The following is a 23428-nucleotide window of genomic DNA, read 5'->3' on the forward strand; positions in this document are numbered from 1 at the left end:
GATCAGGCCTCCGTCTTGAGGAGTCGGGCGATCGCGGTGACGCGCCGCGACCAATCGGCTGTCTCGACTTCGAGTTGCTTACGGCCGGCGCGCGTCAGCGAGTAGAACTTCGCCCGGCGCGCGTTTTCGGTCTCACGCCACTCGGCGTCGAGCAGCCCGGCGCGCTCGAGGCGTTGCAGGGCGACCAGGAGCGAGCCTGGATTCACCTTGAACACGCCGCGCGAGATCTGCTCGACGCGCCGCGCGATGCCAAAGCCGTGCAACGGCGCGAGGCTCAACGTTTTGAGGATGAGCATGTCGAGCGTGCCGGGGATGACGTCGGTGTTCGGCTCGTCCATCGTTCCTTCCAGTTGATCGTCAAGAGGAGAGTATGACCCGCTCCTGTTGATTGTCAAGAGTACTCTTGACACGGGTCCGGTCGCGGCGTATCATGATCTCACAATCGAAGTCTCGTGGTCATTTGCCGCCTCTTGCCGCCACGTAAAACAATGTGCTAAAAAGCGATCGAGCCCGGCGGCCACCATCGCCCGGGCTTTTTTGTTGTCCCTCATGCGAACGATCATGTCGATGACCATGCGAATGATGCGAATGATGCGAATGACCATGCGAATGACCATGCGAATGACCATGCGAATGACGACCGCTTCTCTCTCGAGAGAGTCGCACGGAGGACGACGCATGCGCGGATGAGCGCGCCATCGCCGCGAGCAACCCGCTCACCCCTCCCCGGTCTCTTCTCGAGCCCGGGGATTTTTTTTCGCCGCCGATCGCCATGACGACAACCATCGCGCAATCCACAACCACCTATGAGCTCGCCGGTCAAGCCGGCGCGCCGCTCATCGTCGTCCTCGGCGGTATCTCCGCGACGCGTCACGCGACGGCGTGGTGGAGCGACATCGTCGGCGACGCAAAGCCCATCGATACGACGCGCTACCGCGTGCTTGGCGTCGATTTCATCGACGGCGGCCGGCGTGCGGACGGCCAGCCGCGACGCGTCGTGACCACGCACGATCAGGCCGATGCGATCGCCGCGGTGCTCGACGAGATCGGCGTCGCGCGCGTTCACGCGTTCGTCGGCGCGTCGTACGGTGGAATGGTCGGACTGGCGTTCGCCGAGCGGTATCAGGAACGCATCGAGCGGCTGGTGGCGATCAGTGCGCCGCACGAACCGCATCCGATGAGCACGGCGCTGCGTGCGCTGCAGCGGCGCATCGTCAAGCTCGGCCTCGAGACGGGCCGCACGCGCTCCGCGCTCGCGATCGCGCGCGGAGTCGCGATGACGACGTACCGCAGCCGCGAAGAATTCGGCGAGCGTTTCGATCCGCGGCCCGACTCGCTGTACGATAACGACGCGACCTTTCCGGTCGAGTCGTATCTCGCGCATCACGGTGAGCAATTCGCCGACCGGTGGTCGGCCGAACGGTTCTTAGCACTCTCGCTGTCGGGGGACCTGCATCGCGTCGATCCGGCGCGCATCACGACGCCCACCGTCATCGTCGCCGCCGAGGGGGACGCGATCGTTCCGGGCGCGCAGCTCGAGGCGTTGGCGGCGACGATCGCCGCGCCGACTCGCCTGATTCATCTCGCGTCCACGTGCGGTCACGACGCCTTTCTCACGGAACCTGATGCGCTCGGGACCATTCTCGAGATCGCCATCGCCACGACTATCATCCAATGAGCAAACTCGAATACACCCCGACCACGCGTGCCGTGCGCGCCGCGATCGCCACCGACAAGGAACATGGGGCCGTGGTCCCGCCGCTGCACCTCTCGTCCACGTTCTCGTTCGAGGGCTTCGCCAGGCCGCGGCGCTACGACTACACGCGCAGCGGAAATCCGACACGCACGAACCTGGCCGACGCTATCGCTGATCTGGAGGGCGGGGCGGCGGGCGTGGTGACGAGCACCGGCATGTCGGCGGTGACGCTGGTGCTGCAGCTCCTGCGGCCCGGCGACACCATCGTCGCGGCGCACGATTGCTACGGTGGAACGCAGCGGCTGCTGCGCGCGCTCGCGGCGAAAGCGCACTTCACCCTGGTGTTCGCCGACTTGACGAGCGTCGAGGCGCCGTTGGAGATCGCGCGTCATGCGCCGCGGCTCGTCTGGATCGAGACGCCGAGCAATCCGTTGCTGCGCATCACGGACCTCCGTACCGTGATTCAGGCCGCACACGCGGCCGGGGCGTTGGCCGTCGTGGACAACACCTTCTTGTCGCCGGCGCTGCAGCAGCCCGTTCGATTCGATGCCGACGTCGTCGTGCACTCGACGACGAAGTATCTGAACGGACACAGCGACGTCGTCGGCGGCGCGGTCGTGACGCGCGACAAGTCGCTCGGGCAGGAGCTCGCGTGGTGGGCCAATTGTCTCGGGATTACCGGCGCGCCGTTCGACAGCTACCTGACGTTGCGGGGCATCCGAACGCTCCACGCGCGGCTCACGCAGCATTTGGCGTCGACGCGTGAGGTCGTTGCCGCGCTCGAGGGGCATGAGGCGGTATCACGAATTTATTATCCCGGTTTACTCACGCATCCCGGGCACGCGATCGCGGCATCGCAACAAGCCGGGTTCGGCGCGATGGTGAGCTTCGAGATCCGCGGCGGTACGGCGGCGGTCGAGACGCTTGCGGCCAATCTCGAGCTGTTCACGCTCGCCGAGTCGCTGGGTGGCGTCGAGAGTTTGATCGCGCATCCCGCGACGATGACGCATGCGTCGATGGACGCCGCGGCGCGTGCCAGCGCGGGGATTAGTGACTCGCTGGTGCGAGTGTCGGTGGGGATCGAGTCGGGAGAAGATCTGGCGCGCGATCTGGTACGGGCGCTGGATGTGGTGGCGATTGAGCACTCTTGTCATCCTGAGGGAGCGCAGCGACCGAAGGACCCCGATCGCTGCGGAGAGAGTTCTCCTCGGCGACCAAGGGGTCCTTCCCCCTCGCTACGCTCGGGGCGAGGATGACATTGCGGGGGAGAGTGGTTCACTGCCTCCGCGCCACGATCTCCAACACCCCCGGCGTGATCATGCGCGCCGTCGGATCGTTCGCGACGCGCGTCAGTTCCGGGCGGCCCCGCGCTCGGCGCTCACCGCGCCCAGATCGATCAACCGCCGCAACCCAACATCCATGAATGACGCCGGCCATTGCCAGATCGGATTGGCCGGCGTGATCGCATCGATGAGCGGAGTCGTGGATTCGATTGTGAAGCCCAGCTCCTCGAGCCACCGCGGAATGTCCAGCGCGACGTCCGGCTCGCCGCCGCTCTTTCGCCAGTTCGCCATCACGGCCTGCACGAACTCCTCGAATAGCGGCGAGCGGGGCAGCACACGCCAACTGGCATAGTCGAAGTATTCGTGCGACACGAACACGCCGCCGGGCTTGAGCGCCTGCGCGATTCGCTCGAGCAACGCGCGCGGGTTCGGCAGGAACGCCAGCACCCATCGGCACCACGCTCCGTCGGCGACGCGATCGCCGAGATCGATCTCGGCGAGGTCGGACTCGATCGTATCGATGTGTCCGATGCCGCGATTGTGCTGCACCTTCCGCAATACGTTCAAAAAGCGCCGCGATCGATCGACCGCGATCACGCGTCCACGGGAGCCAGCAAGTTCGGCAAGATCCATCGTGGCGTAGCCGGGCCCTGACCCGACGTCGATCAGCGTGTCCCCGCGGCCGAATCCGGCGCGCCGCCACGCCGCAAGTGCACGTGAGCGCCACACGACGTGCTGCACTCCGAGCCGTTCCCCTTCCTCGTCGTGTGTTCCGAGGACGTAATCCCGTTCGATGACCACCATGTTCGCAACGTATCGCGCGTACGCGCGCTCGACCATCCGATTGTTGTTCGGAAACTATGGCTTTCGACGCGCGCCCACGAGCGAGCTGGGAGCCTGATCGCGCCTTCGCTCGGCCGACAACGAAAAACTGGCTGAAGACCTTGGGTCATCAGCCAGTTATCGTGCTCGTCATCGATTAGTTGATGCCGAGCTCGGAGAACAACTCCGTTTGAGTCGGCACCCCCTTGCTGGGCGCGCGATTGAAGATGAAGTCGCGCAACTTCTCCGCTTTCGCTTCACCGACCTCCAACAGGAAGCGAACCATACGCCGATCGAGCTCTTTGCGACTCTCGAGCTGCTTTTCCGTCAGATCGCGAAGCCCGACGACGCGGAACATACGCGCCGCGCGATAGTAAACCCACGGCCCCACGCCGCTCGACGCCAGCGCAATCACCACCGCGTGCGCCGCCACCGTCAGGGCGACCATCGCGACGCTGACGACCAGCTTTTCCGGCGGCATGACGCCGTTGACGTCCGCCCATCCGGCGACGCACGTCGCCCAACTGATGATCGCGGGCACGGCGAGCAGAGAACCGATGATCGCCGCGCGCCCATATGCCATCTGTCGTGACACAGCGCGGCGCGGGAACAGCAACCCCACACCGACGTCGGCTCCGGTCAGCACCAGCGAGACCACCGACGCGATCCAGAACAGCGACGACGCCGCCGTACCAGAGAGATCGGCGATCATGCGCGCGAACGCCGAGAGGAACCGCTGGTCCTGGAACATCACCAACACGATCATCATGATCAGCATGACGGTGCGCGGGCGCAGCTTGTCGGCTTCGTCCAGCAGCTCGCCGGCGTCGATGTCGAGCGTGTTGAGGGCCGTCTCGGCCAGGGTGAGCGCGGTCGTGTCGTGGTCGGACTGCATCTTCGCGTTGATGACACCATCGGCGAGTTGCTCGACCGCGCGCGTGCGTGCTCTGTCGGGATTTTCGGCGAAAGGAATGGTGGTCGACATGTTCGAGTTCTCAGAAGAGTAGGGAAACATCCTTGAGTGAAAAGACGCGGGCGGGCTCCGGGATGACATTGACGCTGTGTCGAGGTCGGTCGGCGAGCGTGAGCACCATGTCGGCGATGCGCGCGGACGGACAACCGGTCCCGACATCGGTTGCCAACAAATCGGTATTGAGGATCAGGATGCGCATGGCGCGCGGAGCGCCGGCCGGTTTCGGTCTGTTGAAGAACTCGACGGCGTCTCGAAGCGCCTGACAGACGCGCGAACCGTTGGCCCTCTCGAATACCTGATTGTGAATCGCGATCGCCTCATTGATGAAGGCCGCGCGCTCCGCCGCCGAGGTCCTGTCGTACGTGGCCGCCGCGACGAGCGCGAGCGAGTCCGCGACGTGCTGGGCGCGTTGTGCTTGTTTTGCCGCAAACGGGTTGTGCGCGGTATCGCTGACGCGAACCGGCAGGCGGCTGTGCGCGGGACGCGCGTCGATGCGCAGTTCTACGGTGCGCCGGGTCGGATCGGCTCCGACGACGGTGACGAGGATTCCGCCCGCGCTGCACGCCGGCACGGATTGGACGAACGCATCCAGCCCCTCTCGTTTCGGCGCCAGGTGGGCACTGTGGAGCATCGACGTCGACATGTCGTCGACGAGGACGATGTCCGTTGCGGGCCGGCACGTGGTGTCGGCGGCGGAGACGGTCGGCGCGATCGTCGGCTGAACTTGCGTCGTCGGAGGAATGATCGATACGCTGTTGTGCGGGGGGGCGAGCGGCGCCGACGCGACGCTCGCGGCGAAAAGGAAAAGGCGGATCACGCTCATTAGGAAAACCCTCAGGACTGGGGTAGCAGCACCGGGACGACGTGGAATCAATTCCCCGCTGCGAGGGTGTGAAGACGTGAATCCGAGGGATTAACCGGCTCGTTTCAGCTGAAAGACGCTCGGAAGGTTCGATTAGAAGGTTACGGGTGATTAGAGCTCTTGCATCATTGGTTTTTTCGCGTGAAGTTTCGGGCCTAATTCCCTCCCAATACTTCGATCCCCGACGCCGTGGCCACTACATCATTCGACGGGCGAACGACGCCGTCGCCGCGTGCCTTACACCCGCTCGAAGTCCTCGCCCAGCAGGAACGCGAAGATGCGCGGAGCCGGCTGAGACGCATTCTGCCTGTCGACGCCAAGGTCTCGGTGTATTTGTTCCAGCCGCTCGGCTGTGACGGGCTGCGGGACGAATCTCCAGGTCCGTTGTTCGACGTCGGGCCGCATCCCGCGGCCGCCGGAATCACCGAGCCAGATACCGTTCACACCTGCGCAGCATCGGGAAAAACCGGACTGTTTCTCTTGAACCAGGAACACTGCCTCAGCCGATTCCCGAAATCGGACGAGATCGACGTTAGCGCGGTATCGAACTATCGCCAGGCCAATTCGGCGATCGCCCGGTCAGCGGATTTTCGCGTGCAACAAGCACGCTACCGCATTCCTGTCGGAGAGGCATCGAAGCCGGGCGGCGGCGACCCGGTACCTCCAAAGGGCTGGTGGATCCACCATCTCGCCTTAGCGCCCTTGGTCAACGCGTTCGATCTTCCAGTCTGGCGGCGCACGCCGGTGCTGGGCACGATCTTCACCTTGACAAAGGAAGAGCAAAGCGCACGGGACGTCCAAGTTCCCGAATACTCCAATCTCATCGACTATGTCGCCGCGATTGCGCCGCGTCTGAGAACGGTGCGCGCGAACGTGCTCTTCGGAGAAGCCCGCGTGACGCGGCATCTCGGCGCCCTCCTCGAGGCCGGTGTTAGCGATCACTCGGTGCAGTGCGTACTCCAGATGCTGTTCGCGCATCACTGGTTCTATCCGTACGACCCCGTGGGCTATTACCTGTTGGTCAAGGCGTGCGCGAACGAAGCCGCGGCGAAGCAGGCATACCTCGACCACGGATGGTTGCCGCCAAGAAACGCGTCCGCCCCGCCCACGACTTCGGCGAAGCAGCTCTTCGAAGCGCTGGTCCTGGATATCGTCCTACTTGCACGCCAGCTCAGGCACGATGAGCAGAACGATTCGTTTCGGACGCTCAAAGACAGGGTTCATGCGACGGTGCAAGCCAGTCTCAAAACCGGCCTCGCGTTGCTGTGTGGTGGACCGGCGCTCGTGGATGGCTACAGCACGCTCGTTCCGCCTCCGTCACTGCAAGAGCTGGACTGGAGCAAGGATATTCTGCTTCCGGGGTTCGGGAGCCAAACGCTCGACTCGAAGTCTCGCTCGTCGATGGAGGAGCTCTCCGCCAACGTGAACGAAAGCCGCGACGCGTGCGCACCAGGGCCCGATGCAGATTCGCGAGAGGGTTCGGTCGGTAACCCGCACCGCACCCGCGTGAGCGCTGGCGCCATGGTCCATATTGTCGGTCTTGGAACGTGGGGCGCGCCGCGCTACAACGACTCGGTTCGGCAGTCGCCGCCGAAGCACGTGTTCGCTTCGACAAAGTGGATCCGTACCTACTTCATCGATCGCCTGGCCATGCCGCCTGAGGTTGCGAAATGACGTCTCCGGCCGCCACGAAGATTGAGCTTCCAAAGCTCTCGGAGTGGCTCGCGCAACGCATCGTCGACGCGGAGCCCAGTCGAGTGGCGGTGCTGGCGGGCCATTACGCCCTGTTTTCGGCGGGCGGTAAGACGATGGATTTCCTCGACGCTTCCAGCTTTCCCGAGGGCGTGCCAGCCGACCTCATGGCGTTTACGAAGTTCACATGGTACGCCGCGTGCCAAGCGCTGGCGTCGGCGTGCTCTCCCCGAACGCAGCTCGTCGCATCCGTCGATGACGTTCAATTCGTCCGCCCCGCAGTCGAAGATCGGCACTTACGCGAACAGCTCGCAGTCGCCCTCGTCGAACAATACTACCAGGCGGTTCCGGAACTTCCGCATTTCCATCATGTGTTACTCTCGCAAGCCGGTCTCGACGCGGATGACGTGCTGCCGTGCATGGAGAATCGCTGGCTATTCTCGGAACGCTGGCTGCGCCAGCGAAGCGTGGGACACCTGCGCGAGCACGCCATGAACGGTCGTCACGGCCTCGCGCATCTACACTCGGACGAAACGCTCAGCAGAATTTCCGTGCGCGATCCTGAGCTCGGCGAATTCTGTATGATCGAATCCGGCAACGGCAACTGCGCGAGTGGCTATTTCGAGCTAATCACAGAGTTACGCATGCGCGGCGTGGAGCTGCTCATCGCGATGATCCCGATGCGCTGCCTTGCCCAGATCACGGCCGCGACGGTGCTGGCCGAGCGACTTGGCGTCGCGAACGGATTTCGGGTAGTTAACGTCTCGCTTGCCGACGTCGAAGCCGAGCTCCCCGCACAGGTGAGCGGCGTACTGATCTGACTCGAGCGTTGCCTATCATCCTGCGCGCTTCACGCACAGGATGACAGAACGTGCGGGCATTACGGCGCCTTCACCTCGACACCCGCATCCTTCAACGCTTTGATCAGCGCCGGCAAATCAGTCGTCGACACTTTCTTCACGCGCGCCGCCTGCTTGTCGATCTCCGCCGGCAGCGCCTGTACGGTCTTCTTCTGCGCCGGGCTCGGATTGAACGTGACGTTGAGCATCTCTGTCGTCGTGCCAAGTCGCGCTTGAATGGTCTGCGGCGTCTGTTGTTGCGCGGGTGTCTGTTCATCCTCGACAGGTGCGGCGCCAGCGCCGCGACCAGGCTCTGCGCTCGCCGGCTGACCCGCTTGCGTCGCGCCAGCGCCGCGTCCGCCACGGCCACCAGCTCCGCCGCGACCCGCGTTCGCCACCACGGCGCCGCGACCACCGCCACCACCGCCACCACCCCCGCCGAATCCACCGCGACCGCCGCCCGCGACGCCGAGCTCGCGGTTCACGTCCGCCAGCTCCTTCTCGACCGCCGCGATCTGCGTCTTGAGCTCGGGCGTGACCTTGGTGCCCGACGAATCCGCCGCGCGCTTTGCCGCGGCGAACACACGCTGCGCCGTGTCGAGCTGCGCCTGCCGCTCGCGCAGCGTGCGCTGAAGCTTCGTCACGTCGAGACGGAACGCGTAGAGCTGCTTGAGCTCCGTCTCGCTCAGCGTCACCATCGGATCTTTCGTGAGCGCGAACGATTGTGTGAGAACCGTCGGTGCGCCGGTCGTCGGCGTCACCGTGAGTCGGGCAACGTAACGACCCGGCAATGCGGGGAACATCGGCTCCGCGTTGCCGCCGCGGCCGCCGCCGAATCCACCACCGAACCCACCGGCGCCGCGGCCCGCGGAATCAGCCGGTGCACCACCGCCACCGCCGCCGCCACGTCCACCTCGACCGCCGCGACCACCGGCGTTCGCCGCGTTGAGAGTCAACGTGTCGACGGGCGCCGTCAACGGCGGACCAACACGCATGTCCCACGTGATGCGATGCATGCCCGGCTGCTTGCTCACCGGTAATTCGCGCACTTCCGTGCCCGCGTTGTCGAGAATCGAGAGCGAGACTTTCGCATCAGTCGGCGCGTTCAACGCATACGTGATGTGCGGACCCGGCTCCGGATTCTGACCGCTGAACCCGCGCGTGCCCATGCCGGAATTGCGGCTTCCGTTCGGTTGAAAGAGCAGCGCGTCCTGCACCGGGACGAGATAGGCGACCGATGACTGCAAGGCCGCGCGCGCCTTCGCGAGATGCTCGAGCGGCGTGATGTCGTCGAGAATGTAGATGCCGCGACCGTGCGTGCCGACGACGAGATCGTTCGCGCGCGGTTGAATCTGAATGTCCGCGACCTCCACGCCGGGAATGCCGCTCTTGAGCTGCGTCCAGTGCGTGCCGCCGTCCGTCGTGAAGAAGACGCCGAACTCGGTGCCGGCGAACAGCAGATTGGCCGTGCGCGGATGCTCGCGCACCACCTGCGTGGCGCCGCCGTCGGGCAAGTCGCCCGTGATCGACGTCCAGCTCTTGCCGAAGTCCGTGCTCCTGTAGACGTACGGATGGAAGTCATTGCTGCGATGGCCGTCGAACGTGGCGTACAGCGTTCCCTCGTTCGTCTTCGACCAGACCACCCGGCTCACGAAGGTCGTGTCGGGCACGCCGGCGAAATGATCCGCCTTCGTCCACGACTTGCCGCCGTCGCGCGTGACCTGAATGATGCCGTCGTCGGTGCCGACCGCGAGCTCGCCGGCGCGGAAGCCGGATTCGTCGATCGTTGTGATATTCGAGAACTCTGCTGTGCCTTCATTGCGCCCGAGCGCGGTGGAATCAGGCACGCCTTCGCGCAGCGCGAGCGTGTTGCGATCGATGCCGCGCGTGAGATCGGGCGAGATCTTCTCCCACGTGTCGCCGCGATCGTTCGAGCGGAAGAGATAGTTGGCCGCCATGTACACCACTTTCGGCGCGTGCATCGACGGCAGAATCGGCGCGCTCCAGTTGAAGCGGTAGCGTTCCGGCGGCGTCGGCGTGGGACGAATGTTCTTCGTCTGCCCCGTGCGCGCATCATATCGCACCACGCCGCCCTGCTGCGACTCGGCAAACACGATCTCGTGATCCGCCGGATCGGGCACGGCGAAGAATCCATCGCCGCCCGCCATGCGGAACCAGTCGGCGTTGGTCGGGCCGAACGAATTGCGCGTGCGGCTCGGGCCGCCCCACGTCTGGTTGTCCTGCAATCCGCCATACACGTTGTAGAACGGCTGCGCGTCGTCGACCGCGATCGAATAGAACTGGCCCGCGACGATGCTCTCCACGTGATCCCACGACTTGCCGGCGTCATACGATTGATACAACCCGCCGTCGGAGCCGAGCATCATTTGATCGGCGTTCTCGGGATTGATCCAGAGCGCGTGGTGATCGGTGTGAATGCCGTTGCCCGCCGCGAACGGAGTGAACGTACGGCCACCGTCGTGCGATTCGCGCGAGTTGGCGTTGAGCGTCACGACGTGATCGGGATCGGTCGGATCGCAGATCACCTGACTGTAGTACCAGGCCGTGCCGTTGACGTCATTCACGTGCTTCCACGATGCGCCGGCGTCATCGGTGCGATACAAGCCGTTCTCCGGCGCCTTCGCGTGCACCATCGCGTAGAGCACGGACGGCCGCGATTTGCAAACGCTCAAGCCCACGCGGCCGATCTCACCGTTCGGCAGTCCGCCGGCGAGCTTCGTCCACGTCTTCGCGCCGTCGGTCGTCTTGTAGATCGCGGCTTCGGTGCCCGCGGGAAGAAATCCGTATTCGCGGCGCTCGCGCTGCTCGGACGCCGCGTACAGCACGTCGGGATTCGACGGATCCATCACGAGCTCGCCAAAGCCCGTGTACTTGCTGATCTGCTTCGTGTTCGTCCACGTCTTGCCGCCGTCGGTGGTCTTGTAGAGACCACGGTCACCGCCCGACGCCCAGAGCGGACCGAGCGCGGCGACGTACACGATGTTGGGATCGCGCGGGTCGACGACGATGCGGCCGATGTGCTGCGACTTCGGGAGCATGGCGCTCGACCACGTCTTGCCGCCGTCGGTCGATTTGTAGACGCCCGTGCCCCACGACGAACTGCGCATGTTGTTCGATTCGCCCGTGCCGACCCAGATGACGTCGGGATTCGACGGCGCGACGGCGACGGCGCCGATCGAGCCCGTGCGCACGGAGTCGAACACCGGCGTCCAGCTGACGCCCGCGTTGGTCGACTTCCAGATACCGCCCGTTGCGGCACCCGCATAGATCACGTTGCCGATCTGCGCGCGCCCTGACTTGCTCTCGGCCACGGCGATGGCGGCGATGCGGCCCGACATGACGGCGGGTCCGATCGAACGGAACGCGAGCGAGCGCACGAGAATCGAGTCCGCGGGGAGCGGGCGGTTCTGCGCATTCTGAGCGAGGGCGGGACTGGACGCCGCGACGAAAAGTGTGGCGAGCGCGGCGAGCGCGATGCGATGCATAGGCGGGCGTATGGGCGTGTAGGCGCGTGGACGTATGGGCGACAAGCCAAAGGCGGGCGATTGGCTATGATATTGTACGGCCTTGCACGCGCCTTCGCTGGGGTTAGGTTCGCGGTTCACGCCCATACGCCCATACGCCCATACGCCCGCCTTTCATGACCGCCCCCCCGACCACCCTCCGCGAATACACCATCGCCGCCCAATCGACCGACATCTTCGGCCGGGTGCTGTGCAGCGCGCGCGACCATCATTTCATCGTCGACGGACCGGCGCAGAACGGCTGTCCGGGCGAGGAGATCACGCCGGTCGAGCTGTTTCTGTCGGCGGTGGCGGCGTGCGGCGTCGAGCTGATTCATGTGATCGCCAGGACCGAGAACAAGCCGCTCGACAAGGTCGCGGTGAAGATCTACGGCGCCAACGATCGCACCAAACAGGCGCGCACGGACGTCACGTTGCTCAATACCGTCCGCGTGGACTTCACGCTGACGGGCTGTGACGATGCAACCGCCGCGGCGCTCGTGGAGAGTTTCAAGCGGCGGTGACCCCTCTACGGCACGGTCGCGGTCGCGACCCCGGATGTCGTCGTCACGTATCGTGTGGGCTAGCGACGACGCGTTTTCACCACGCTCAGGGGCAGGGAACCTCAGGAATCGGATCGGCGGCGGGCAGATTGCGCAGCAGCGGGCGGCCGCGCGAATCGGTCACGAGCAAATACTCATACTGCGCCGCCGCATGGTGGCGTGAGAAGTAGTAGCCGCGGCGTCCCGGACCGGCGACGCGCCGTGTCATGCGACCGTCGTGCGCGGCGGTCAGATCGAATTCCCGCACGGTTCCGCCGCCCGCCGCCACCGGATTCGTGTTGTGCACGCCGCGATCGGCGCCCGGCGCCGGCAAGTTGTTGACGATCAGATTGCGCGCTCCGGGCTGCTGGGCGGCAGGAATCTGCGAAAAGCGAATCCATCCCGGGTTGGTCCGCCCCAGCCATGCGGTCCGCGTGTTGGTGAACTCGGTATCCAACGTCGTCAGCCGCGTCCGAAGGTCGGCGAGATACTCCGACGTGCCGACGAACGTGCTGTTCGCCGTGTTCACGGCGGCGATCACGAAGTCCAGACAGAACTGGTCGAAGTAGTAGAGCGGCAATTGATTGCGGTTCGTCGCGTCGGTGAACCTCTCGCTCGCGATGGTCGTCGCGCGGGCGACGGCGATGTTCGTGCCTCCGATCATGATGGTCATGAGGCACAAAGATGGGACGCACGATCGAACACGCAAGCTCGAATGTCTTGACGGGACGTCAGCGCCACACCGCCGGATCTTCCGACCCCAGCACCCACACGGAATAGCCTCGCAGCTTGTACTTGCGCACGAGCTCGAGCTTCGCGGCGAACGCCCGCGCATCCTCGATCCACAAATGCTCATACACGCCGGCGTTGCTCCACGACGCGGTCGCCGCCTTCTCGCGATCGTCCCACACGGGCACCAATCCGAACTTGGCGACGAGCTCCGTGACGCGGGCGTACGACACGTCGCCGCCTCGCATGCGCGCGCCTGCCGTGGTGTCGTACGCGGGATACCAATAGTCCGAATACGACGGGATGCCGAGCGAGATCTTCTCCGGCGGCACACCCTGGGCGAGGACGAAGCGCAGGCAATCCTCCATCCACGGGTAGCCGGCGACCGGTCCGACGGTCGAGCCGCCCGTGTGCTGCGCGTACGTCATGTACGAGAGGAAATCGAGCGCGTCGGCGAGCGCCTTGTAGTCGTACACGCCGCGCCAGTTGTCGAAGATCCACTGATGGTACGTCGTGGGTCCGCGATCGTCGCTCATGCGCGGAACGACGGCCGCCGACACGGTGCAGTGTACCGCGTGCAATGCCGTCGCGGACGCTCGCATGAACGCCGTCAACGAATCGCGGTCGGAAACGTGCACGTTCTCGATGTCGAACTGAATGCCGGCGAACTGATTGTCGCGACAGAGGGACGCAAGGCGTTCGACCGCATGCTGGCGTACGTCGGGCGTCACGAGGATGCGATGCATGAGCGCCTGGTTGAATCCCGGATTCATCACCAGCGGCACGAGTTGCACGTGACGCTCGCGGGCCGCGGCGACCATGCGCGGATCGACATGTCCGGAGATGTTGCCCAGGGAGTCGAAGAAGAACACCTGCGGCGAAACGATCGCGATGCGATCGGCGTGCGCGAGGAACGCCTGCGTGCTTTGCTCGGAGCCCGTGGCGTACCACAGCGACTCGAGTTGCTGCGCGCCGGCGACGCGCGGCCTGCCGAGCAGCGCGGCGCCGCCGATCAAGAGCGCAGCGGCGCACCGCGCTCTGGTCCAATGCATTACCGCGCCACCTTCCGCACCTGCACATAGAAGTTGGGATCAACGATCACTGTGTCCGCCCGCGCCATCGTCTTCCACTGCGCCGTCGGATGCAGCCACGCCCCATTCGCCTTCACCGACATGGCGAATCCCTTCACGACGTTCGTCCAGCGATACGTCGTGTTCTTATCAGTATTCTGATATTCCAATACAGGAATATCCGTCGTGGTCAGGTACTGCTCGAACACCTTGCTCAAATCGACGCCTGACGCGCGGCTGAAGTAGGCCTCGATCTGCGCGCCCGTCACCGTCTGATGCCAGAACGCCGACTGCGCGCCGCGCAGCACGCGCCGCCACTTCTCGTCGTCGTTCACGATCTGGCGCATCATGTGGAGCATGCTGCCGCCCTTGTAATACATGTCGCCCGAGCCGTCGGCATTCACGCCGTACGGCGCGACGATCGGCGCATCGTTCTTGATGTTGTGGCGGCTGCCGATGATGTACTCCGCGCCGGCCTGCTTGCCGTCCTGGCACTCGGCATAGAGCCCCTCGGCGTAGTTCGCGAAGCTCTCGTGCACCCACATGTCGGCCTGGTCCTTCACCGTGATGTTGTTCCCCCACCACTCGTGCGCGCTTTCGTGCACGATGATGAAGTCCCATTTCATGCCCCAGCCGGTGGCCGACAGATCGCGGCCCAGGTAGCCGTTCTTGTAGTGATTGCCGTACGCCACGCCGCTTTGATGCTCCATCCCCAGATGCGGCGCCTCGATCAGCTTGTAGCCGTCCTTGTACCACGGATACGGCCCGAACCAATGCTCGAAGCATGCGAGCATCGGTTTCGCTTGCTTGAACTGCACCTGCGCGGTGTCCAGGTGATACGACAGCGGCCAGAAGTCGAGCGTGAGATTGCCTTTCTCGCCCTTGAACACGTCGCTGAAATGCGCGTAGTCGCCGCCGTTGACTTCGACGTTGTAGTTGTTGATCGGATCGGCGACGAACCACTCGTACGTCGTCGTGCCGTCGGCGTTCGCTTTCGTCGAGCGCAGCCGCCCGTTCGACACATCCTTCATCGACGACGGCAGTGTGATCGCAATCCGCTGGCTGTCCGGCTCGTCGGCCAGGTAGTCCTTGTTCGGCCACCACACGCTGGCGCCCAATCCTTCGTCCGCCGTCGCGATCCACGGATGCCCGAGGCTGTCGCGCGTCCACACGTAGCCGCCATCCCACGGCGCACGAATCGCAACGCGCGGCCGACCGTGATAGTGCACCGTGATCGACTTGCTTGCCCCGGTTTTCTGCGCGGCCAGGAGCGGAATGAAGAACGCGTTGCCATCTCGACTCGGCGACAGCCGCACACCGTCCTGAACGACGCTGTCGATCTGCATCGGCTGCTGGAGATCGATCTGCATCTTCTTCCCGGGCTGGAGCACGCGGTACGTGATGGTGTTCCATCCGTGCACGCTGCTGTCGGCGGGATTCACCGTGGCGTGCAAGTCATAGAATGTCACGTCCCACCACGCGCGGCCGGCGCCGTTCGAGCCGCGCAACGTGTCGGCGTGCGTGAAAACGTGCGCGGGGCGCTGGGCGAGCGCGACGGAGGGTACCAGCAGAAATGCAATGAGTCGCATTGTCATCCCGAGCGAAGCGAGGGATCTAACGTCATGGTAGAGAGGCAGGCCAATCCGTACGGAGGCAAGATTCCTCGCTACGCTCGGAATGACAAGGCAGCGCTCGGAATGACAAGGCAGTGCTCGGAATGACAAGCGGTCTCCCAGCACTCATATTCCCTGTACCGAACGCCCATCGCCCAACGCCCATCGCCCAACGCCCATCGCCGACGCCCAATGATCAAACGCGTATTCCTCGTCGTTGCCTTCGCGCTCCCATCGCTTGCCTCCGCGCAGGCGGCCAAGACCTCCCTCGCCCCGCTCAAGGTCATCGACGTCGCGTACATGAACCGCAAAGCGAACGCCTGCGTCGACTTCAACGAATTCGCGAACGGCGCGTGGCTGGCTACGGACACCATTCCCGCGGCCTACTCGACATCCGGCGTCGGTCGCGACATGAGCGATCGCAACGAGCTCGTCGTGCGCTCCGTGGTCGAAGACGCGATGGCGAAGCGCGCCTCGCTTCCCGCCACGAGCACGGAACACAAGCTCGGCACCTACTACGCGACGTGCATGGATTCCGCGGGCGCCGAACGCGCCGGCGTCACGCCGCTCCAACCGGAGCTCGACGCGATTGCCGCGATGAAAACGAGCGCCGACGTCATGCATCAGATCGCCGCCGCGCACGTCCGCGGCGTCGACGCCGGATTCGGCTACGGTCCCGACGTCGATCCACACGATGCCCAGCGCTATCTCGGCGGCTTCGGCTCGGGCGGACTCGGGCTGCCCGATCGCGACTACTACACGAAGACCGATCCCTCGTCCGACTCGCTGCGCACCGTGTACCTGAATCACATCACGACGCTGCTCACGATGTCCGGGGAGCCCGCGGCGACCGCGCACTCGGACGCGCAAAAAATCATCGCGCTCGAGACCGAGCTCGCGAAGGCGACGCTCACGCGCGTCGCGCGCCGCGATCCGTCGGCGATCGACCACCCGATGACGCTCTCGCAGTTCCGCGCGATCACGCCGAACGTCGACTGGGCCGCGTACTTTCACGACGTCGGCCTCAATGCGCCGGTCAACAAGCTCAACGTGTCCGAGCCCGAGTTCTTCAAGCGATTCAATTCGCTCGTCGCGTCGACGCCCGTCGACACGTGGAAAGCGTACCTGCGCTATCACACGATCGCCGACGGTGCGCCGTGGCTCAGCAGCGCATATGTGAATGAGAATTTCAAGTTCTCATCGAAGTTCAACGGCGCGAAGGCGCTCCTGCCGCGCTGGAAGCGGTGCCTCCGCGTCGCCGACCGCACGATCGGCGAAGCACTCGGCCAGGCCTACATCGCGAAGACGTTTTCGCCCGCGGCGCGCGCGCGCGCGAAATCGGTGATCGACGACATTCGCGCGTCGTTCGGGCAGCGCATTCAGGCGCTGAGCTGGATGTCGCCGGCGACGAAAAGCCAGGCGGCCAACAAGCTGGCGCACGTCGGCGAGAAGGTCGGGTATCCCGACGTGTGGCGCAACTTCAGCAGCCTGCGCGTCGACGAAGGCCCGTTCGTGCTCAACACGCAGCACGCCGCGGAGTTCGAGTGGAAGCGCACGATGAATCGGCCGGGCATGCCGGTGGACACCACCGAATGGGGCATGACCGTGCCGACCGTGAACGCGTACTACGATCCGACGAAGAACGAGATGGTGTTTCCCGCCGGCGCGCTCGCGCCGCAGACGTTCGATCCGAAGGCCGACGACGCGGCGAACTACGGTTCGCTTGGCGGCAGCTGGGCCGGCCACGAATTGACGCACGGGTTCGACGACGAAGGCCGTCACTTCGACGCCAAGGGCAATCTTCGCGACTGGTGGGCGCCGAGTGATTCGGTGCAATTCACGCGCGAGGCGCAGAAGGTGGTGGATCAGTTCAACCACTACATCCAGGTCGACACCTTCCATGTGAACGGCAAGCTCACGCTCGGCGAGAACATCGCGGACTACGGCGGGTTGCTCACGTCGTATGACGCGCTGCAGCGTGCGCTCAAGCGTGACGGCCGCCCGGGGCTGATCGACGGCTTCACGCCGGAGCAGCGATTCTTCATCGGCTACGCGCAGAGCTGGCGCAGCCATTCGCGTCCCGAGCAGATGAAGACGCGCGTCACGGTCGATCCGCACGCGCCGGAGAAATGGCGTGTGAATGGACCGCTCTCGAACATGGCGGCGTTCGCGGCGGCGTTCAACTGCAAGCCCGGCGATCCGATGGTGCGATCGGCGGCGTTGATACCACACATCTGGTAACGGCATGGGCACGAAGGACAAGCGCATCGACGCGTACATCGCCAAGGCGCCGGAATTCGCGAAGCCGATTCTCGACACTTTGCGCGCGACCGTTCACGAGGCGTGCCCGGAATGTGAGGAAACTCTAAAGTGGAGTCATCCCACGTTCATGTATCACGGCATTCTCTGCGCGATGGTCGCGTTCAAGGAGTACGCCTTGCTTCGCTTCTGGAAGGAGAAGCTGCTCGAGGTCGACGGCCGGAACGCCGTTGACGTGTTCGGCAAGGCGACGAGCGTGAACGATCTGCCATCGAAAAAATTGATGGCTTCTTTCATCAGGAAGGCGATGGCGCTGAACGCGGAGGGCACGCCTCTTCCCAAACGACCCACCAAGCCGAAGAAAGCGCTCGTGATGCCGGATGATTTCATGGCGGCGATCCGGAAGAACAAGAAGGCGCTGGCCGCCTATGATCGGTTCAGCCCGAGCCATCAGCGGGAGTACGTCGAGTGGATCGTCGATGCGAAGCGCGAGGAAACGCGAGCCAAGCGAATTGCTCAGGCCGTCGAGTGGATGGCGGAGGGCAAGCCTCGCAATTGGAAGTACATGTAGTTAGGTTCCCATATATGATTGACACACGCTCGCAGGTAGATCAACCGGGAGCGTTGACGGTGTCGACCGAGGCGGTCGCGAACCTGCCGATCGTTCCGCTCCTGCTGCTGCCGTTCGCGCTCATCTTCTTCATCATCGTGTTCCCGTTCTGGGGCGTCGCGCTTGGCGTCCTCGGCCTGCTGCTGGTGATTTTGCGCGGACTGAATTCGGTGTTCGGGAAGGGCCACGGTCCGTTCGCGGGACCGGCCGCCGCGGTGTATCGCGCCTTTCGGTGGGTGCTGACGTTCGGCGGATTCGTGCGGCTTGGTGAGCAGCACCCCGCGTCTGATCCGGTGCATCGCGCGTAAGCGCGGGCTACGGTCGCAGGTCTCGTAACGATACCGGCCAGGAACGAAACCTCTGGCCGCGACAGGTGGGCGCACACACATTACGCGCATCCTTCCTATTGACGAGGCCGATGATGACCGCGCATCCGGGCAGTACCCCCGAGCTCACTACTGCGGCGAGCGATCGTCGCGTCAAGCTTGGGGCGACCGCGGTCTTGATCGTCGTCGCGCTCTACACCATCGTGCGGAGCATGCGCGGGCATCCGCCCGAGATGGACAGCTGGTTGTTGATGGGCGGCCTGGTCATCTCGATCGTGTCGGCGACGATCGGCAGTCGTACGATGAAGTCCGTCGTCGCCGCGGTCGGACTGTGCCTCGTTCTCGCCGCCGCGTACGGGATCTTCACGCACACGTTCTGAGGAGGTCGATGATGACCGCACCTGAATCCGCATCACTCGCTCCCGCGCGTGTGAAGCCGCTCAATTGGCTCGCGCTCGTGTTGGTCGCGCTCGCCGCGTGCGTGAACTTGTTCGTGACGCTTCGATGGAAGCCGGTGCCGTATTATTCGTGGGCGCTGATCGTCGGTCTGGCGCTGTCCGTCGCATCGTCGAGCACATCGAACCGTAATCTGCGCAATCTGCTCTCGGGCTTGGCGATCGGCGTCGTCGTCGTCGCGATATACGGATACCTGAAACACCTTCACTAGACGCACGCTCGACGCGTGAGACGTTCACCGGCCGCGCTCCTTCCGCATCGTTATCCGTTCTTGTTGGTAGATCGCGTCGAGGTGATCGAGCCGGGCAAGCGCGTGGTGGGTCACAAGCAGGTGACGGCGGGCGAGTGGTGGAGCGACGGCGATCGCATGGCGATGCCGCACACGCTGCTGCTCGAGGCGTTGGCGCAGACGAGCGGTGCGCTGATCGCGGATTTGAGCGACAGCCCCGCCGGCGCGATCGCCTACTTCATGGGCGCCGAGCACGTTCGGATGCGCGGCGCCGCGCGCGTGGGGGATGAGGTGCTGCTGGACCTACGACTGCGTCTGTGGCGTCGTGGCATTTGTCGCACCCACGGCGTTGCCTCGGTGACCGGATCTGAAATTCTGCGCGCGGAGCTGGTGACGATCGTCCGTCCCGGCGAGAAAGAATCAACAACGACAAAAACAGACAAGATCTGACCAGATCCGAGAAGTACTGTTAAGGTACGGGCCGAAGCTTCCCGATCGCAGTTCTCGGATCTCGTCAGATTTTGTCTGTTTTGGTCGTTGTACCAGAGGTGTGACGTGCTACAAGTGATCGGAATCGCGGCCGCAGCCATCGCCGCATACGTGCTGTCGAGCCTCCGCGTCGTCACCCAATACGAGCGCGCCGTCGTCTTCCTGCTCGGCAAGTATCGCGGGACGCACGGGCCTGGTCTCATCTTCGTTCCGACGATCTTCTCGCGCATGCGGCGCGTCTCGATGCGCGTCGTCGTGCTCGACATCCCGCCGCAAGACGTCATCACGCGCGACAACATCTCGGTCAAGGTGAACGCGGTTCTCTATTTTCGCGTGACCGACCCGTCGCTCGCCGTCCTGGAAGTGCAGGACTTTCTGTACGCCACGACGCAGCTCGCGCAGACGACGCTGTTGTCGGTGCTGGGCCAGGTGGAGCTCGACGAACTGCTTGCCGATCGGCACAAGGTGAATGAGATCCTCAAGAAGATCATCGACGAGCGAACGGATTTCTGGGGGATCGAAGTGTCGGCGGTGGAGATCAAGGACGTGTTGCTGCCTGACAGCATGCGCCGCGCGATCGCGCGCCAGGCCGAGGCGGAGCGTGAGCGCCGCGCCAAGGTGATCAGCGCGCAGGGAGAGCTCCAGGCATCGGAAACACTCGCGCAGGCGGCGCGCATGCTGCAAAGCCAGCCTGCGTCGCTGCAGCTTCGCTATCTCCAGACGGTGAGCGAGATCGCGGCCGAGAATAATTCGACGACGATCTTTCCGTTGCCGATCGATCTGCTCACGCCGTTTCTCAGGACCGCCGACGACAGCATCGCGGCGGCCACGCCGCCGGGTGCGGCGCTCGTGCGCGCCGCGGCGAGTTTGCTTCAGGCGGCCGGCGCGAACGGCGCAGCGCCCGCGATCAAGGTCGGCGAACCGGCGCTGCAGGACGTCTCACCAGACACGCCGAAACCAGGTTCCGAGTAATCGCTACGGCACGGTCGTCCGAAAGACGTAGCTGCCTTTGACGAAGAACGAATCCGCCGTTCTCCTGAGGCCGTTGAACGCCAGCGGATCCGCCTCGCTCATGCTGCCGCCGTAGCCGAGAAAGAACACGGTGCCGGGCGCGGGGCGGTACGAGAACAGCCAGTCGGTGCGCAGCGAGTTGGACGCGCTCGCGGTCGACGGCGTCGGCGAACCGTTGTTCGCCAGGACGATGATTTCGCCCGTGCGCGGATCGACCAACGGCTCGCGGCGCGTCGCGGTGTACTGCGACACGACGCGCACGAAGATCGGCCTCGCGAGCTGATACTCGAGTTTGATGCGCGGAATGCGCGTTGTCGCGCTCACCTCACCGTCGCTGCGTCGGGTGAACGCGCTGCTCACGTACGTCGCGCCGATGCGCAGCCGCTCGTTCGGCCGCAGATCGAGCGACGCGTTGTAATCCCGGCGCTCGACGCGCGAGGTCTCGAGAAAATCGACGTCGCCGCCCATGGTCGTGCCGACTGACGCTGCCCAGCGGCGGAATTGCGGCGTCGCGACGGTGAATCCGCTGACGAGCGACTCGATCCGATCCGACGGGACGAAGTTCACCAGCTGCGCGTAATCGCCGGGGCTGAACGCGTAGCTCGACACCTTCGGCGACGCGCCGATGCTCCATCCGCCGCGCACGTTCACGCTCAACTGCGCGCTCGCGTGATCCTCGAGTAGACTTTTGGTATTAAAAAAGTCTTTATAGCCCCAGAGCGCGTTTTCGGTCAGGAAGATGTTGAATCGCTCGACGAAGGCGCCGGGCTTGCCGTACCACGTGAAGCGATTGGCGGCGTTCGGCTGCACGAAGCCAACGCGCGGCACGAATCCGTTGTCGGCCTGAAAATCAGGGTGAATGCCGATGACGTTGTAATGAAAGCCCCACTTCCGGCCCGTCGCGTCGAGCACCGCCTCCCACATCGGGCCGCTGCGCGCGATGCCGTGGTCGCTCGTCATGCTCTCGACGGCCTGAAATTGCGCGAAGTAGATGTCGCCGAAGACGATGTGCGTGTCGCCGCCGAAGAGGCGATTCGCGCGATCCGCCCCGACGCGATCGCTGTACAACATTCCGGCCTGCGACTGACCCCAGAAGCTCTGTTTCAGCCGCACGATGTCGACGAGCGGATGGTCGCTCGCACCCAGCTGCGGCTGATCGACCGCCGAGAGCACCGCGACGTCCGCCTGCCCGACCTTGCCCGTGACCTTGGCCGCGCCTTCGGGCTGCACGATCGATCGCGTGTACACGAGCGTGTTCGGCACGTTGAACTGATCCAGCGCCTCGACGAAGAAGGGACGCTTCTCCGGGTAGAAGAGCGCGAACCGCTCGTCGGCGGCAATCTGCGTCGCATCCGCTTCGACTTGCGAAAAGTCGGGCTTCACCGTGCCGTTGAGCACCACGTTGCTGCCGAGCGTCCAGCGGATGTTGCCGCCGAACTGCGGGTTTGAGGAGTAGCGCCACTGCGTGAACGCCGGATCGCAGCACGGCAGGCCGTTCGTGGTATTCGTCAGCTCGGGATTCACCTCGACGATCTGCCCGTGATGCATTCCGGCGAGCCCCGTGAGCATTCCTTCCTGCGCGACGAACGACGCCGACCCTCGGCGCGCCGCTGTCCACGTTTCCTCATAGCCGTTGCGCTGCACGTGGCGGTCGATCTGCAGGCCCCACGACTCGACGGCACGGGCGGGATAGCGCAGGCTGCTGAACGGAATCCGAACCTCGACCTCGTAGCCCCAGTCTGTCACCCGCCCGCGCGACTGCCAGACCAGGTCGGCACTCAAGTCGTTCTGTCCGGGGGCCACGTTCGAGCCGGGAATGAATCCGCCGGCCTCGTTCTTCGTGCCGTCCGCTTGAATACCGAGTGGATTGACGATGAAGACGAACGCGCGATTCAGCTCGCGGAAGGTGTCGAGGTGAATCTCGACGTTGTCGTCGCTGCTCACGCGATCGCGATCGGCGAGCGTGGCCGCGACGGTGCCCGGCTGCGCGTACGCGCGAATGCCGAAGTAGATCGCGTCGCTCGAGTACCACACGAGGACGTCGGTGGAGTCGGGCGACGGCCGCTGATCCACGGGCTGATAGAGAGAGAATCCGGTGAGCAGGGCCGCGCGGCTCCACGCCGGCTCGTCGAGACGACCGTCGATGACGACGTCGGCGTCGATGCGCGGGGCGGCCACCTGCGTGTCGCCGGCGCGGCCGTTGTACACGCGCGGCGGAACGCCCAAGCCGAGCTGGAACGCGGCGAGGAAGGGAAGAAGCATCAGCGAACTTATATAGGAGCGGGGGGCGGATCGTCGGGGAGTTCGGTGAATCCTAACCGCGCGTAGAACGCGGCGAGGGAACGTAGCCTTGACAGCTAGGTATCATCGGTGAATGTTGGTCTAGACATCTAGGCAACACCA

At 64.5% G+C, this 23428-nt stretch carries 21 protein-coding genes and 1 riboswitch; of the genes, 12 read left to right on the forward strand and 9 right to left on the reverse strand.

Annotation, left to right across the window (positions count from 1 at the left end; translation table 11 throughout):
- Positions 1-2 precede the first annotated feature (2 nt).
- Positions 3-338: a PadR family transcriptional regulator gene (locus VN706_12385; GenBank protein HXT16425.1), complete on the reverse strand. Its 336-nt coding sequence runs from the start codon at positions 336-338 to the stop codon at positions 3-5.
- A 104-nt stretch (positions 339-442) separates the two neighbouring features.
- Positions 443-518, forward strand: a riboswitch (SAM riboswitch).
- A gap of 254 nt (positions 519-772) precedes the next feature.
- Here VN706_12385 and VN706_12390 point away from each other — a divergent pair.
- Both VN706_12390 and metB read left to right on the forward strand, forming a co-directional pair.
- Positions 773-1678 carry a homoserine O-succinyltransferase gene (locus VN706_12390; protein HXT16426.1) on the forward strand — a complete coding sequence of 302 codons (906 nt, stop codon included), beginning with the start codon at positions 773-775 and terminating at the stop codon, positions 1676-1678.
- Positions 1675-2952, forward strand: a complete 1278-nt coding sequence (metB, locus tag VN706_12395; GenBank protein ID HXT16427.1) for a cystathionine gamma-synthase — start codon at positions 1675-1677, stop codon at positions 2950-2952. Before VN706_12390 ends, metB begins: the two co-directional genes overlap by 4 nt.
- A 93-nt stretch (positions 2953-3045) precedes the next feature.
- On the opposite strand, the gene VN706_12400 is transcribed toward metB, so the two are convergent.
- From VN706_12400 to VN706_12410, 3 genes are all read right to left on the reverse strand, one after another.
- Positions 3046-3819, reverse strand: a complete 774-nt coding sequence (locus VN706_12400) for a methyltransferase domain-containing protein (GenBank protein ID HXT16428.1) — start codon at positions 3817-3819, stop codon at positions 3046-3048.
- Positions 3820-3958: 139 nt separating this feature from the next.
- Entirely contained in the window at positions 3959-4786 is an 828-nt protein-coding gene (locus tag VN706_12405) for a hypothetical protein (GenBank protein HXT16429.1), read from the reverse strand.
- A gap of 10 nt (positions 4787-4796) precedes the next feature.
- Complete coding sequence (locus VN706_12410; GenBank protein ID HXT16430.1) at positions 4797-5597, reverse strand: hypothetical protein; 801 nt, start codon at positions 5595-5597, stop codon at positions 4797-4799.
- A gap of 228 nt (positions 5598-5825) precedes the next feature.
- On the opposite strand from VN706_12410, the gene VN706_12415 reads away from it, so the two are divergent.
- Together VN706_12415 and VN706_12420 are read left to right on the forward strand one after the other, a co-directional pair.
- Positions 5826-7310 carry a hypothetical protein gene (locus tag VN706_12415; GenBank protein ID HXT16431.1) on the forward strand — a complete coding sequence of 495 codons (1485 nt, stop codon included), beginning with the start codon at positions 5826-5828 and terminating at the stop codon, positions 7308-7310.
- Positions 7307-8149, forward strand: coding sequence for a hypothetical protein (locus VN706_12420; protein HXT16432.1), 843 nt, complete (start codon positions 7307-7309; stop codon positions 8147-8149). Before VN706_12415 ends, VN706_12420 begins: the two co-directional genes overlap by 4 nt.
- Before the next feature lie 59 nt (positions 8150-8208).
- Here the strand turns inward: VN706_12420 and VN706_12425 are convergent, their stop codons facing one another.
- Entirely contained in the window at positions 8209-11673 is a 3465-nt protein-coding gene (locus tag VN706_12425; GenBank protein HXT16433.1) for a hypothetical protein, read from the reverse strand.
- Positions 11674-11828: 155 nt separating this feature from the next.
- Here VN706_12425 and VN706_12430 point away from each other — a divergent pair, with 155 nt between their 5' ends.
- Positions 11829-12215: an OsmC family protein gene (locus VN706_12430; protein ID HXT16434.1), complete on the forward strand. Its 387-nt coding sequence runs from the start codon at positions 11829-11831 to the stop codon at positions 12213-12215.
- Positions 12216-12300: 85 nt separating this feature from the next.
- Here VN706_12430 and VN706_12435 read toward each other — a convergent pair whose 3' ends face one another.
- From VN706_12435 to VN706_12445, 3 genes are read right to left on the reverse strand one after another with little or no spacing between them, the layout of a single operon-like run.
- Positions 12301-12906 carry a hypothetical protein gene (locus tag VN706_12435; GenBank protein ID HXT16435.1) on the reverse strand — a complete coding sequence of 202 codons (606 nt, stop codon included), beginning with the start codon at positions 12904-12906 and terminating at the stop codon, positions 12301-12303.
- 58 nt (positions 12907-12964) lie between these two features.
- Positions 12965-14014, reverse strand: a complete 1050-nt coding sequence (locus VN706_12440; GenBank protein HXT16436.1) for a glycosyl hydrolase family 18 protein — start codon at positions 14012-14014, stop codon at positions 12965-12967.
- Positions 14014-15621: a M1 family metallopeptidase gene (locus tag VN706_12445; protein HXT16437.1), complete on the reverse strand. Its 1608-nt coding sequence runs from the start codon at positions 15619-15621 to the stop codon at positions 14014-14016. Before VN706_12445 ends, VN706_12440 begins: the two co-directional genes overlap by 1 nt.
- A gap of 216 nt (positions 15622-15837) precedes the next feature.
- On the opposite strand from VN706_12445, the gene VN706_12450 reads away from it, so the two are divergent.
- From VN706_12450 to VN706_12480, 7 genes are all read left to right on the forward strand, one after another.
- Complete coding sequence (locus VN706_12450; GenBank protein ID HXT16438.1) at positions 15838-17886, forward strand: M13 family metallopeptidase; 2049 nt, start codon at positions 15838-15840, stop codon at positions 17884-17886.
- Between the two features lie 4 nt (positions 17887-17890).
- Positions 17891-18475 (forward strand): YdeI/OmpD-associated family protein, encoded by a 585-nt coding sequence (locus tag VN706_12455; GenBank protein ID HXT16439.1) that lies wholly within the window; start codon positions 17891-17893, stop codon positions 18473-18475.
- Positions 18476-18489: 14 nt separating this feature from the next.
- Positions 18490-18822: a hypothetical protein gene (locus VN706_12460; protein ID HXT16440.1), complete on the forward strand. Its 333-nt coding sequence runs from the start codon at positions 18490-18492 to the stop codon at positions 18820-18822.
- A 110-nt stretch (positions 18823-18932) separates the two neighbouring features.
- Positions 18933-19220, forward strand: coding sequence for a hypothetical protein (locus tag VN706_12465; protein HXT16441.1), 288 nt, complete (start codon positions 18933-18935; stop codon positions 19218-19220).
- A gap of 8 nt (positions 19221-19228) precedes the next feature.
- Positions 19229-19507 carry a hypothetical protein gene (locus tag VN706_12470; protein ID HXT16442.1) on the forward strand — a complete coding sequence of 93 codons (279 nt, stop codon included), beginning with the start codon at positions 19229-19231 and terminating at the stop codon, positions 19505-19507.
- 15 nt (positions 19508-19522) lie between these two features.
- The gene (locus VN706_12475; GenBank protein HXT16443.1) at positions 19523-19975 is read left to right on the forward strand and encodes a 3-hydroxyacyl-ACP dehydratase FabZ family protein; all 453 of its coding nucleotides are present in this window, start codon (positions 19523-19525) and stop codon (positions 19973-19975) included.
- A gap of 105 nt (positions 19976-20080) precedes the next feature.
- Positions 20081-20986, forward strand: coding sequence for a slipin family protein (locus VN706_12480; protein HXT16444.1), 906 nt, complete (start codon positions 20081-20083; stop codon positions 20984-20986).
- 3 nt (positions 20987-20989) lie between these two features.
- Here the strand turns inward: VN706_12480 and VN706_12485 are convergent, their stop codons facing one another.
- Positions 20990-23287 carry a carbohydrate binding family 9 domain-containing protein gene (locus VN706_12485; protein HXT16445.1) on the reverse strand — a complete coding sequence of 766 codons (2298 nt, stop codon included), beginning with the start codon at positions 23285-23287 and terminating at the stop codon, positions 20990-20992.
- Between the last annotated feature and the right edge of the window lie 141 nt (positions 23288-23428).

Source organism: Gemmatimonadaceae bacterium (assembly GCA_035606695.1).
Classification (GTDB): domain Bacteria; phylum Gemmatimonadota; class Gemmatimonadetes; order Gemmatimonadales; family Gemmatimonadaceae; genus JAQBQB01.

Excerpts from the sequence above, each read along its gene's own strand:
- VN706_12470 (HXT16442.1), top strand. The coding sequence starts at position 19,229 with ATGATGACCGCACCTGAATCCGCATCACTCGCTCCCGCGCGTGTGAAG.
- VN706_12420 (HXT16432.1), top strand. The coding sequence starts at position 7,307 with ATGACGTCTCCGGCCGCCACGAAGATTGAGCTTCCAAAGCTCTCGGAG.
- metB (HXT16427.1), top strand. The coding sequence starts at position 1,675 with ATGAGCAAACTCGAATACACCCCGACCACGCGTGCCGTGCGCGCCGCG.
- VN706_12435 (HXT16435.1), bottom strand. The coding sequence starts at position 12,906 with ATGACCATCATGATCGGAGGCACGAACATCGCCGTCGCCCGCGCGACG.
- VN706_12485 (HXT16445.1), bottom strand. The coding sequence starts at position 23,287 with ATGCTTCTTCCCTTCCTCGCCGCGTTCCAGCTCGGCTTGGGCGTTCCG.
- VN706_12450 (HXT16438.1), top strand. The coding sequence starts at position 15,838 with ATGATCAAACGCGTATTCCTCGTCGTTGCCTTCGCGCTCCCATCGCTT.
- VN706_12390 (HXT16426.1), top strand. The coding sequence starts at position 773 with ATGACGACAACCATCGCGCAATCCACAACCACCTATGAGCTCGCCGGT.
- VN706_12425 (HXT16433.1), bottom strand. The coding sequence starts at position 11,673 with ATGCATCGCATCGCGCTCGCCGCGCTCGCCACACTTTTCGTCGCGGCG.
- VN706_12405 (HXT16429.1), bottom strand. The coding sequence starts at position 4,786 with ATGTCGACCACCATTCCTTTCGCCGAAAATCCCGACAGAGCACGCACG.
- VN706_12460 (HXT16440.1), top strand. The coding sequence starts at position 18,490 with ATGATTGACACACGCTCGCAGGTAGATCAACCGGGAGCGTTGACGGTG.
- VN706_12440 (HXT16436.1), bottom strand. The coding sequence starts at position 14,014 with ATGCATTGGACCAGAGCGCGGTGCGCCGCTGCGCTCTTGATCGGCGGC.
- VN706_12430 (HXT16434.1), top strand. The coding sequence starts at position 11,829 with ATGACCGCCCCCCCGACCACCCTCCGCGAATACACCATCGCCGCCCAA.
- VN706_12400 (HXT16428.1), bottom strand. The coding sequence starts at position 3,819 with ATGGTCGAGCGCGCGTACGCGCGATACGTTGCGAACATGGTGGTCATC.
- VN706_12445 (HXT16437.1), bottom strand. The coding sequence starts at position 15,621 with ATGCGACTCATTGCATTTCTGCTGGTACCCTCCGTCGCGCTCGCCCAG.
- VN706_12455 (HXT16439.1), top strand. The coding sequence starts at position 17,891 with ATGGGCACGAAGGACAAGCGCATCGACGCGTACATCGCCAAGGCGCCG.
- VN706_12465 (HXT16441.1), top strand. The coding sequence starts at position 18,933 with ATGATGACCGCGCATCCGGGCAGTACCCCCGAGCTCACTACTGCGGCG.
- VN706_12385 (HXT16425.1), bottom strand. The coding sequence starts at position 338 with ATGGACGAGCCGAACACCGACGTCATCCCCGGCACGCTCGACATGCTC.
- VN706_12410 (HXT16430.1), bottom strand. The coding sequence starts at position 5,597 with ATGAGCGTGATCCGCCTTTTCCTTTTCGCCGCGAGCGTCGCGTCGGCG.